A 10,086-nucleotide genomic window follows, 5' to 3' on the forward strand; every position below is an offset into this window, starting at 1 on the left:
GGACGCGGTCTCGGCACGTCCGGAGGCTGCCGCGATGGCGCCAGCGTTCGGCTGGAACAGTGCCGGGTGGGATATGTCCACCGGCTCCGGGTCGTTGGGAGCGATGATCACCCGCATCCCGATCCGGGTCTTGTTGAACAGCTTCTCGGCAAAGCCATAAGGCATCCGCACGCAGCCATGCGAGGCCGCATAGCCCGGTAGCGGCCCGCCATGCAGCGCGATCCCGTTCCAGGTGAGGCGCTGCATGTTCGGCATCCAGGCATCGTCATACAGGGTCGAATGGTGGTCCTTGTCCTTCTCGAGGACAGCGAAGACGCCGGCCGGGGTCTCGCGCTCCGTGATCCCGGTCGAGACCGGTTCGCGATAGATCCAGCCGTCGGCGTCGTAGAACGTCACCTTCTGGGCCTTGATCGACACGATTGCCATGATCGGCTCGCCGGCTTCGCGCGGCGCCGTCGCCTCGACGGTATGCGCAGGGCGCGCCTGGCGCGCCGTGGCGACCGTGGTCAATGTGGCTATCGTCGCAAGCGCGACCACCGCGGGCAGTCCCCAACGCCGCATCGCTCCAGTGGATCGCGCCGTCGGACATCGATTGACCATGTCATACCCCGGTTGGACGCCCGTCGGCGCTTACGTGTCGGATCGTGTTTATAATCTCGATCTTACGTTGGGGTGAAGTAAGGCGGCACCGACTTGGTTCCGCGCCCCATGGTTGGCACACATGCCCTAATTCGGCTGGCTGTGAAAATACTCGAAGATCTTTCGCGCGCTTTCGGCCGAGACGCCGGGCACCTTGCCGAGATCGGCGATCGAGGCGCGCTCGATCTCCTTCAGGGTGCCGAAGTGATGCAGCAGCGCGCGCTTGCGTGACGGACCGATACCGGGGATCTCCTGCAGGCCGGCCTCGCGGATGTCCTTCTTGCGCAGCTTGCGGTGCGAGCCGATCACGAAGCGATGCGCCTCGTCGCGCAGGCGCTGGATGAAATACAGCACGGGATCGCGCGGCTCGAGCTTGATCGCCTCGCGCTCGGGGATGAACAGCGTCTCGCGCCCGGCGTCGCGGTCCGGCCCCTTGGCGACCGACATCAACGCGACGTTGGTCACGCCGAGCTCGGTGAAGATCTCACGGACGGCATTGAGCTGGCCGCGGCCGCCGTCGATGATGACGAGGTCAGGCCATTGCTGCACGTCATCGTCCTTGGCGCGCGCGCTGTCCTTCTCCGAGGGCGCGATCAGCCGCTTGAAGCGCCGTTGCAGCACCTCCTTCATCATCCCGTAGTCGTCGCCCGGCGTCAGCCCTTCCGATCGGATATTGAACTTGCGGTACTGGTTCTTCATGAAGCCGTCGGGACCGGCGACGATCATGGCGCCGACCGCGTTGGTGCCCTGGATGTGGCTGTTGTCGTAGACCTCGATCCGCTTCGGCACCTGCGGCAGCGCAAGCGTCGCGGTCATCGCGTCCAGCAGCCGGCTCTGAGTCGCCGTGTCGGCGAGCTTGCGTCCCAGTGCCTCGCGCGCATTGGTAGCCGCGTGCGCAACCAGTTCCTTCTTCTCGCCGCGCTTCGGCCAGGAGACCTCGACCTTGTGGCCGGCCTTGACGCAGAGCGCTTCCGACAGCAGCTCGGGCTCTTCGATCTCATGCGAGAGCAAAATGAGTTTCGGCGGCGGCTTGTCGTCATAGAATTGCGCGACGAAGGCGCCGAGCACTTCCTCCGGCGTGAACGATTTTTCCGCGCGCGGGAAATAGGCGCGGTTACCCCAGTTCTGCCCGGTGCGGAAGAAGAACACCTCGACGCAGGAATAGCCGCCTTCCTGGTGGATGGCGAACACGTCGGCCTCTTCCACCGTACGCGGGTTGATGCCCTGTTGCGACTGGATCGCCGACAGCGCCGCGAGACGGTCGCGATAAACCGCCGCGGTCTCGAATTCGAGCTCGCCGGACGCGTTTTCCATCTCGGTCGCGAGCAGTTGCTTGACCGCGTGGCTGCGCCCCGAGAGGAAGTCGGTCGCCTCGCGCACCAGCTCGGTATAGCCGGGAAAATCGATCTCCCGGGTGCAGGGGCCGGCGCAGCGCCTGATTTGATAGAGCAGGCAGGGACGGGTGCGGCTCTCGAAGAAGGAATCGGTGCAGGAGCGGATCAGGAAGGCGCGCTGCAGTGCCGTGATGGTTCGGTTGACCGCGCCGGCATTGGCGAACGGGCCGAAATAGCGGCCGGGCCGCGACTGCGCGCCGCGGTGCTTCAGGATCTGCGGCGCCCAATGGTCGCCGGTGATCAGGATATAAGGAAACGACTTGTCGTCGCGCAGCTGCACGTTGAAGCGCGGCTTCAACTGCTTGATCAGGTTGGCCTCGAGCAGCAGCGCCTCGGTCTCGGTGCCGGTGGAGACGATCTCCACCGTCACGGTCGCTGCGATCATGCGCAGGATGCGCGCCGGCAGCGGCGCGTTGACCCGCGCATAGGACGACAGGCGCTTTTTGACGTTCTTGGCCTTGCCGACATAGAGCACGTCGTTGTTCGCATTCAGCATGCGATAGACGCCGGGCGAGGTCGGTGCGAGTCGCACCGCTTTTTCGATCGCGTCGTGGCCGGTCGCAAGCAGGCCTTCGCCGACGGCCTCGAGGTTTTCCTCGGTCAGGTCCGGCAACCGCGCTTCGTCATCCTCCTCGCCCGCCCGGTTGTCCGCAGGATCGATATCGGGCGTATCGAGGCTTTCCGGCGGCAGGTCGGCCGTGGCGCCGCGGTGGCTCTCTGGAGCGGGCGTCACCTCGGGCACCATTTCAGGCACCTTGGGCGGATCGGAACTGTGGGTGGTCATGGCTGCGAATTTAAGCGCTCGTGGCCGGCGCCGCCAGCAGTCGTGTCGGCCATTGGCCGTTCCATGCACAGTCGTGTGATTACAAGGCGTTGCGGGGTAACGCTTCATTAAGGACGTTAATTGTGCGGTAACCCGGCTTAATAACGCTTTAACTTAAAACTCTCGATAAATCGTCTCGAAACAAGCTGCAGTTTCGTAACCATGAATGCTTCGGTGGAGCCCGTACGGGCGCTTCGCGAGGCCGTGGCGGCGGCGGTGTCTCGTGGAGAAGGTCGATGAACAGGTTCGTTGTGGGCGCGATGGCGTTGGCGGTGGTCGGTTGCGCGAGCGCGGCGCAGGGCGCCGACCTCGGCTACGCGCCGCGCGCGCCCTACACCGTGAACCAGCCGCTCAATGCCTATAGCTGGGCCGGCCCCTATCTCGGCGGCACTCTCGGCTATGAATGGGGCACGGTCGGCAACAATCCGACCAGGCCGTCCGGCGTCACCGGCGGCATCGAGGCCGGCTACAATTGGCAGAACGGGCCATGGGTGTTCGGTGTCGAAGGCGACATCAACGTGACCGGCGCCGACGACACGTTCGCGCCGTGGAAGTTCTCCAATCCGTGGTTCGGTACCGCGCGTGGCCGCGCCGGCTACGCCTTCAACAACATCCTGTTTTACGGCACTGGCGGTCTTGCATTCGGCGAGCTGAAGGGCCTGACTTTCGGCGGCGTCTCGGAATCGCACACCAATGCGGGCTGGACGCTCGGTGCCGGCGCCGAGTTTGGCCTGGCGCAGAACTGGACCGCCAAGATCGAGTATCTCTACGTCGATCTCGACAACAGCAATTTCGTGGTTACGGGGGCGAAGAACGACTATCGGTTTGGATTGGTGCGCGCAGGCGTCAACTTCCATTTCTGATAGAAAGAAGAAACGGCAACGACAACATGACCTTCCGGCCGCGCGAGCGGCCGGAATTTTTTTGTGCGCAGCTTTTGTTTGGTGCTTGCATCCGCACAAGCGTCCTCGGTGCGGTCCTCGGCAGATCAATCTACCCCGCAATTATCCGGCTGTTCCGCCGGCGGCCTACGCGATCAAGCGATTAACAAAAGGACGTCCCGCATCCCGGTTCGGACCTTTACCGGATGCCCGGCGGGAGAGCCGGACCGGCTGATGGCACCGATCGGGCTCTACGAGGATAGCACCAGGTTGACTGCCTTGGGGCCCTTACCCTTCTTGTCCGGCTCAACTTCGAAAGTGATACGTTGCCCTTCGGTCAGATCCTTCAGGCCGGCACGTTCGACCGCCGTGATGTGTACGAACACATCGCGTCCACCATCGTCCGGCTTGATGAAGCCGTAGCCGCGTTCGCCGTTGAAGAACTTGACCGTCCCAGTCATGGCCATCGGGAAACTCCTCCCCCGCATTGCTTCCTCCACCGCGCGACGATGCGCAGTGTCCGACCGGACATTCACTGTGTCGGAAAGCGTGGCCACCTTGATGCATCCGGGCCTGACGTGCCCGAACCATCCGGATTCTTGTTAGGCCTTGATCACCCCGCCGCATCCGTTCGCGGAAGCGGAACGTAAAGCCAGTCCTACAACCATCAGCATAATACGGTTCCGCGGCGATTGACTACGAATTTTCCGTAGCCCGGTGCTTCAAGGTTTTGGGAACTCCAACCTGTAGCGGGCAGCACCACCTTGGCCGAGCGGCTTCTGCAATTCGGATAGCAGCAGCTTGAGTTCGTCGTGCAAGGTCCAAGGCGGATTGACGACGAGCAGGCCGGTCGATGTCAGTCCTTCGCCTTCGATCTGCGGTCCGGTGCTGAATTCGATCCGCAGCAGCTTGCCAGGCGGCTTCGACGCGGCGGTGGCGTCGGCGACGCGGTCAGTCAGATCGTCGGTGGCGCGCCGGCTCTTGGCCGGATACCACAACAGGTAGCTGCCGGTCGGCCATTTGGCGAAGGCGGCGGCGAAGCGATCGCCCATCCGCTGGAATTCATCCTTCGCCTCGAACGGCGGATCGATCAGCACCAGGCCGCGGCGCTCGTTCGGCGGCACGAAGGCGGGCAGGGCGGTCCAGCCGTCGAGATCGACCACGCGCGCCTGGGTGTCGCGCCGGAGCGCCTCGATCAGCTGCTTACGCGGAACGGGCGCCAGCTCGCACAGCGTCATCCGGTCCTGCGGCCGCAGCAGCGCGCGTGCGATCAATGGCGAGCCGGGATAGGCGGTCAGCGCGGGCGGGGCGTTGAACGACCTGACGATGTCGAGATAGGGCGCCATCAGCGGGTACGCCTGCTCCGAGAAGCGCGCCTGCAGCACGCGGGCGATCCCGGTCAGCCATTCGCCGCTGCGGCTCGCCTCCTCGCCGGTGAGGTCGTAAAGGCCGGCGCCGGCGTGGGTGTCGATGACGCGAAACGCGGCCGGCTTATCCTGCAGATAGGTCAGGATCCGAACCAGCACGATGTGCTTGATGACGTCGGCAAAGCTGCCGGCGTGGAAGGCGTGTCGGTAGTTCATGACCTGAGTTACGACGTCCTCGGATGAAAGCAAGCCCCGTCATTGCGAGCGGGCGCTACCTTCTTATCGCTCCCGCACGAAGCCCGGGGCGAAACCAACGACACTTGCTCCTGGGCGCTCGCCGGTGGCCGCTTCGCGTCACGTCACCAGGTAACATCCTGGATGTCGAAGCGAGCCACCTTGCCTTCGCGAAGCCGAAACACGTGTCCGACCGTCTTGTCTTGAAGCCCGTGCGTCGCCTGCCCCTGGAGCGGGTTGCCTGCGAGATCGCGGACGGACTGACGGACTTCGGCGAAGATCGCGCCGTCTGCGGTGCGATGAAAGCCTACAGGCTCGACACGTGGACTGACCATGGACCACTGCCGCGTCCAGTACGCGCGCACGGCCTCGCGGCCGTGAACGTGGCCGCCATCCATCCCATTGGCCCATGCGACATCGTCGGTAAGTGCGGTCAGCACGCCGTCGATGTCCCGCGCGTTAAAGCGATCGTAGATGCGTTCAAGGATTTTGATCTCGTCGTCCATTGGGGACTCTCCTTGCAGGTATTGCATGCGCGGCCGATTGATTTACATATGCACGTATGTATCGTCGTGGCGGCAAGTGCAAGAGGCAAGGTGCGATGGATATGGATGTGCTCGCGACGCCCGGGCACCTGATCAGTCTGGCGGCGCGCGGATTTGCCCGGCTCAGCGAGGCCCGGCTCAAGCCGCTCGGCTTCGGCGTTGGACATCTGCCGGTGCTGGTCGCGCTTCGGGAGGGGCAGGCCAGCACTCAACGTGATCTCGCCCGTTTCGCCAAGATCGAGCAGCCGCCGATGGCGCAGATGCTCGCCCGCATGGAGCGGGACGGGCTGATCAAGCGCACGCCTGATCCGGCCGATGGGCGCAGCAGCCGCATCACCCTCACGAAGGGCGCAGAAGCGCGCCTGCCGGAAGCGGTGGCTGTCTTGCTCCGGGGCAATCGTGAGGTGCTGCGCGACTTCACGGAGGAGGAGGCCGGGCTACTCACGGCCTTGCTGACGCGCCTGATCGCAAATCTCGATCGGATCGCGAGCGCGGAAGTGTCGCCCAGCGCGCCAACCCCTAAGAAAGAAACCTAACCGGCCGGTAATCCTGCTAGTCCGGCCAAGGTGCGCTGACGTCGCGGGGTGATCAGCCGCCCCTGACCGGCGGCATCGTCACCTCGTCGCGGCGGCAGGCCTGGTGATCGACCTCGTCGCAGGCGCGGAATTGCAACTCCTTGGACAGGCAGATCCGGACCTCGCTGAGCCGGGTGCGGTTGCAGGTCACGGCGATGGCTGTATTGCTCAGGCCCGGATTGGCCTTGATGAAGGCGTCCTCGACCGCGGCCGGGGTTACAGTCTTTGTGTCAGACAGGTTGAGGAAGTCGTCCGGGATCTTGATCGCGGCACGCGCCTTGCGGATGGTTTCGAAATAGGCCTTGGCCGGCAAGCCTGCGCAGGTGCCGTGCTTGTCCCACTCGTTGTAGATCAGGCGCGGCGCCGGCATCAGGTCAAGCATCGATGACATGACCTCGCGCTGCAGCCGCGGCGAAGGCTGCTCGCAATATTCCGGATAGCCGCTTTCATATTGCGGCCACAGGCCGTGCACGACAAAGGCGTAGGGCCGGCCGCTGCATTGCTGCGAGCGCCTGCCGCCGCGCTCCTCGGTTTCGGCGCAGAAGGACGGCGACCAGGACAGCGACAGCACGTAGAAATCGAACGCGCCCGGCGCGTTCTGGCGGCGGTCTTCGGCTTGAGCCGGTGCGAGGCCGCCGACCGCAGCGGTCAGCAGCAGGGCAGAGATCAGGCGAAACGACTTGGCGAAGCGGGCAGCTGTTACGAGCAGACGATCGAACATGGTAAGCTCCCTGGACATCACGGGAACTTTAACAGGCGATCGGAACATTTCAAGAACAAATTCGCCGCGCGCTTGAAAGCGAAGCGGCGCGGTACATCGTTCAAATGTTCAGGCTCGGCTGATCGACGCTGTGTTGATCAAGACTGCCCGCTTACGGCTTCTCCGATCAAGGCTTCTTCGATCAAGGTTTGGCGGCACGGCAGGCCGGATTATAGGCCCAGTTGCGGTCGAGGCCGACCACGCAGAATTCGACACCCTGGCCGTAGCCGGCAAAGCCGCCATCCTCGCTGATCGAGAAGTTGACGGTGCGGGGCTTGCCGTCGCTGACCATGACCTTGCCGGTGCAGTAACGCCGCGGAATGTTGTCGGACTGCCAGGGGCGAAAGGCGATCTCGTGGATGTCGGCATAACCGGTGATGGTCAGCGCCGAATTCCAGAAGCTGCTTTCCTTCTCCCGGAAGTTCGACGTGATGGTCGGCAGCGCGGACTCGCAGGGGGCGACGCGGCCTTCATATTTCGGACCCGACAGCCAGAAGTTCAGCTCCAGCGGATTGGCGGCGTGCGCCGGTGCACTGGCGGCAAGGCCGAACACGGCACCGCAGCCGGCGCCGAGAAGAGTGAGGAAAGTGCTGTGCTTGCGCATGGGCCGTCCGCAGGGCTGATCCGGGTAGGGGAGCCGGACCGTGCCGTGCGGGCCATCGCAGGTCAAGTGCAACGCGGCAACACTCCACGACTTGAATCGATGCGGCAACCAACCGTCCTTTCCTTGGGCAGGGAGGCATTCTACATTGCCTGGAGCTGATGGAGAATCTGATGCGATTGATGAAGGCGATGGGTCTGATTGCCGGGCTCGGCCTGCTGGCGGCGGTGCCGGCCAAAGCCGATTTGTTGCCGGTCCCGGCGTTCAAGGGCAACGACACCGGCGGGATCATCGCCTATCCGCTGGCGCAGACGGCGGACGCGCGGCAGATGGCGGTCGACCACTGTGCATCCTACGGCAAGGTGGCGAAATTCCTCGCAGCCGACCACCAGTATGGTGGCTATCTGTCGTTCGCCTGCCGTTGGGTGCCCTATGGCTCGGCGCAGCGACCGCTGCGGACGCTGTACTGAAGTACTGAAACGCGCGAGCTGCGCCTGATCCCGTTGGGATCGAAGCCGGATACGACGACATGATGCGCAAGGTTCTCGCATTCGCAATCGCCGGTGGCCTGCTCCTCGCGCTGTCTGCGCGCGGCGCGGTCGCTGACGAGCTGCCGATCCGCAAGGCTGGCCTGTGGGAGATGAAGGTGCTCAAGAGCGGCTCGCCGATCCCTGACATGACGATGCAGCACTGCACCGACGAGACCACCGACAAGGACATGAACAACTCGGTCTCGCCTCTCGCCAAGCAGGCGTGCTCGAAGCAGGATCTCAGGAAGACCGCGACCGGCTATGTCTCCGACTCCGTCTGCAATATTGCCGGCGCGTCGATCACCTCGCATGCCGAGATCGTCGGGGATTTCAATTCGGCATACACGGTCAACAGCACCTCGCACAGCGACAAGGGGCCTGGCGGCAAGCCGCTCGACACCAGGACGGCCATCGAGGCAAAGTGGTTGGGGGCCTGCAAGGCGGACCAGAAGCCCGGCGACATCATGATGCCCGGCGGCATGAAGATGAACGTCAAGGACATGCAGAAGCTGAAGGCGCTGATCCCCGGCGCGAAGTAACAAATACGGCGTCGTCCCGGTCAGGCGCGCAATTGCGCGCCGAGAACGGCCTACCCATAACCACAACCGTTTATGTGGAGACGCCCTGTGGCGCCAGCACGCCCTTTCACTACGGACGGCGTCTATGGATTCCGGGTCGCGCTCGCGTTGCTCGCTTGCCCGGGACGACCGGTGAGGACGAGGACCCGCCTGTCTTGACAATAGCGGTGTCACCTTGCTCGTAGTTCACTTGGCCGGGACGATGTATGTAAAGCGACAGTCGCTAAACCGGTATCCGTACCGTCGCGCGCAGGCCGCCCATCGGGCAGTCGCCGAGCATGATGTCTCCGCCATGGGAGCGGGCGATGTCGCGGGCGATTGCGAGACCTAAGCCCGTGCCACCTTCATCCTGGTTGCGCGCATCGTCGAGCCGCAGGAAAGGCTTGAACACCTCCTCGCGCATCCCTGCTGGAATGCCGGGGCCGTCATCATCGACGGTGACCGTCAGATAGCGATGATCGCGGTGACCCTTGATCGCGATCTTGTCGGCGTAACGGGCTGCGTTGGAGACGAGATTGCCGAGGCAGCGCTTCAGCGCTGCCGGTTTGACGATGACCACGGGCAGCCCGTGGAACGAGACGGAGGCCGAGTGGCCATTGCGCTCGGCGTCGCTGCGCAGTTCCTCTAACGCTGCGGAGATGTCGGTCGGCTGCGCCACCTCGCCGCCGTCGCCGCGCGCAAAGGCGAGATAGTCCTCTAGCATGCCGGACATCTCGTCGATGTCCTTGCGCATGGCGTCGATCTCCGGGCTGTCGCCGAGCAGCGCCAGCTCCAGCTTGAAGCGGGTCAGGATGGTGCGCAGATCATGGCTGACGCCGGCGAGCATCGCGGTGCGCTGCTCCATCGTGCGCTCGATCCGCGCCTTCATTTCCAGGAAAGCATGTGCCGCGCGCCGTACCTCGCGCGCGCCGCGCGGGCGAAAGTTCGGCGCCTCGCGGCCCTTGCCGAAGCTTTCAGCCGCATCCGCAAGCCGCAGGATCGGCTTGATCTGGTTGCGCAGGAACAGCACCGAGACCGTCAGCAGGATCGATGAGGTGCCGACCATCCAGAACAGGAAGATGTCGGTGTTGGAGGCGTAGGCCGCGCTGCGTTGCGCGAACACCCGCATCACGGAGTCACCGAGCGCGATGCGGATCTCGACCAGATTGGAGCGGCCGAC

The 10,086-nt window shown here is 64.0% G+C and carries 12 protein-coding genes; 4 read left to right on the top strand and 8 right to left on the bottom strand.

Translation table 11 applies throughout. From position 1 onward, the window contains the following. Together WA702_RS16355 and uvrC are read right to left on the bottom strand one after the other, a co-directional pair. A partial coding sequence (locus WA702_RS16355) for a L,D-transpeptidase family protein (protein WP_425111580.1) occupies positions 1-600 on the bottom strand: 600 nt, incomplete at its 3' end. 126 nt (positions 601-726) lie between these two features. Continuing rightward, on the bottom strand, positions 727-2,817 hold the full coding sequence (gene uvrC / locus WA702_RS16360) for an excinuclease ABC subunit UvrC (RefSeq protein ID WP_425111581.1): 2,091 nt from the start codon (positions 2,815-2,817) through the stop codon (positions 727-729). A gap of 275 nt (positions 2,818-3,092) precedes the next feature. Here uvrC and WA702_RS16365 point away from each other — a divergent pair, with 275 nt between their 5' ends. Beyond that, positions 3,093-3,719 carry an outer membrane protein gene (locus WA702_RS16365; RefSeq protein ID WP_425111582.1) on the top strand — a complete coding sequence of 209 codons (627 nt, stop codon included), beginning with the start codon at positions 3,093-3,095 and terminating at the stop codon, positions 3,717-3,719. Between the two features lie 269 nt (positions 3,720-3,988). On the opposite strand, the gene WA702_RS16370 is transcribed toward WA702_RS16365, so the two are convergent. From WA702_RS16370 to WA702_RS16380, 3 genes are all read right to left on the bottom strand, one after another. Continuing rightward, entirely contained in the window at positions 3,989-4,204 is a 216-nt protein-coding gene (locus WA702_RS16370) for a cold-shock protein (RefSeq protein WP_425111583.1), read from the bottom strand. 255 nt (positions 4,205-4,459) lie between these two features. Further along, positions 4,460-5,320, bottom strand: a complete 861-nt coding sequence (locus tag WA702_RS16375) for a 23S rRNA (adenine(2030)-N(6))-methyltransferase RlmJ (RefSeq protein ID WP_425111584.1) — start codon at positions 5,318-5,320, stop codon at positions 4,460-4,462. A gap of 143 nt (positions 5,321-5,463) precedes the next feature. Continuing rightward, entirely contained in the window at positions 5,464-5,844 is a 381-nt protein-coding gene (locus WA702_RS16380) for a nuclear transport factor 2 family protein (RefSeq protein WP_425111585.1), read from the bottom strand. Positions 5,845-5,939: 95 nt separating this feature from the next. Here WA702_RS16380 and WA702_RS16385 point away from each other — a divergent pair, with 95 nt between their 5' ends. Next, positions 5,940-6,419 (top strand): MarR family winged helix-turn-helix transcriptional regulator, encoded by a 480-nt coding sequence (locus WA702_RS16385; protein WP_425111586.1) that lies wholly within the window; start codon positions 5,940-5,942, stop codon positions 6,417-6,419. A gap of 52 nt (positions 6,420-6,471) precedes the next feature. Here the strand turns inward: WA702_RS16385 and WA702_RS16390 are convergent, their stop codons facing one another. Together WA702_RS16390 and WA702_RS16395 are read right to left on the bottom strand one after the other, a co-directional pair. Then, the gene (locus WA702_RS16390) at positions 6,472-7,179 is read right to left on the bottom strand and encodes a ribonuclease T2 family protein (RefSeq protein WP_425111587.1); all 708 of its coding nucleotides are present in this window, start codon (positions 7,177-7,179) and stop codon (positions 6,472-6,474) included. Between the two features lie 181 nt (positions 7,180-7,360). After that, positions 7,361-7,822, bottom strand: a complete 462-nt coding sequence (locus tag WA702_RS16395) for a hypothetical protein (RefSeq protein WP_425111588.1) — start codon at positions 7,820-7,822, stop codon at positions 7,361-7,363. Positions 7,823-7,992: 170 nt separating this feature from the next. Here WA702_RS16395 and WA702_RS16400 point away from each other — a divergent pair, with 170 nt between their 5' ends. Further along, entirely contained in the window at positions 7,993-8,289 is a 297-nt protein-coding gene (locus tag WA702_RS16400; RefSeq protein WP_425111589.1) for a hypothetical protein, read from the top strand. Positions 8,290-8,351: 62 nt separating this feature from the next. After that, on the top strand, positions 8,352-8,888 hold the full coding sequence (locus WA702_RS16405) for a DUF3617 domain-containing protein (protein ID WP_425111591.1): 537 nt from the start codon (positions 8,352-8,354) through the stop codon (positions 8,886-8,888). 262 nt (positions 8,889-9,150) lie between these two features. Here WA702_RS16405 and WA702_RS16410 read toward each other — a convergent pair. Then, on the bottom strand, positions 9,151-10,086 hold a 936-nt coding region (locus WA702_RS16410), incomplete at its 5' end, for an ATP-binding protein (protein WP_425111590.1).

Source organism: Bradyrhizobium sp. (assembly GCF_049798375.1).
Taxonomy (GTDB): Bacteria; Pseudomonadota; Alphaproteobacteria; order Rhizobiales; family Xanthobacteraceae; genus Bradyrhizobium.

Bases quoted from the DNA above. Each gene is read 5' to 3' on its own strand.
- uvrC (WP_425111581.1), bottom strand. From the start codon at position 2,817: ATGACCACCCACAGTTCCGATCCGCCCAAGGTGCCTGAAATGGTGCCC.
- WA702_RS16365 (WP_425111582.1), top strand. From the start codon at position 3,093: ATGAACAGGTTCGTTGTGGGCGCGATGGCGTTGGCGGTGGTCGGTTGC.
- WA702_RS16370 (WP_425111583.1), bottom strand. From the start codon at position 4,204: ATGGCCATGACTGGGACGGTCAAGTTCTTCAACGGCGAACGCGGCTAC.
- WA702_RS16375 (WP_425111584.1), bottom strand. From the start codon at position 5,320: ATGAACTACCGACACGCCTTCCACGCCGGCAGCTTTGCCGACGTCATC.
- WA702_RS16380 (WP_425111585.1), bottom strand. From the start codon at position 5,844: ATGGACGACGAGATCAAAATCCTTGAACGCATCTACGATCGCTTTAAC.
- WA702_RS16385 (WP_425111586.1), top strand. From the start codon at position 5,940: ATGGATATGGATGTGCTCGCGACGCCCGGGCACCTGATCAGTCTGGCG.
- WA702_RS16390 (WP_425111587.1), bottom strand. From the start codon at position 7,179: ATGTTCGATCGTCTGCTCGTAACAGCTGCCCGCTTCGCCAAGTCGTTT.
- WA702_RS16395 (WP_425111588.1), bottom strand. From the start codon at position 7,822: ATGCGCAAGCACAGCACTTTCCTCACTCTTCTCGGCGCCGGCTGCGGT.
- WA702_RS16400 (WP_425111589.1), top strand. From the start codon at position 7,993: ATGCGATTGATGAAGGCGATGGGTCTGATTGCCGGGCTCGGCCTGCTG.
- WA702_RS16405 (WP_425111591.1), top strand. From the start codon at position 8,352: ATGCGCAAGGTTCTCGCATTCGCAATCGCCGGTGGCCTGCTCCTCGCG.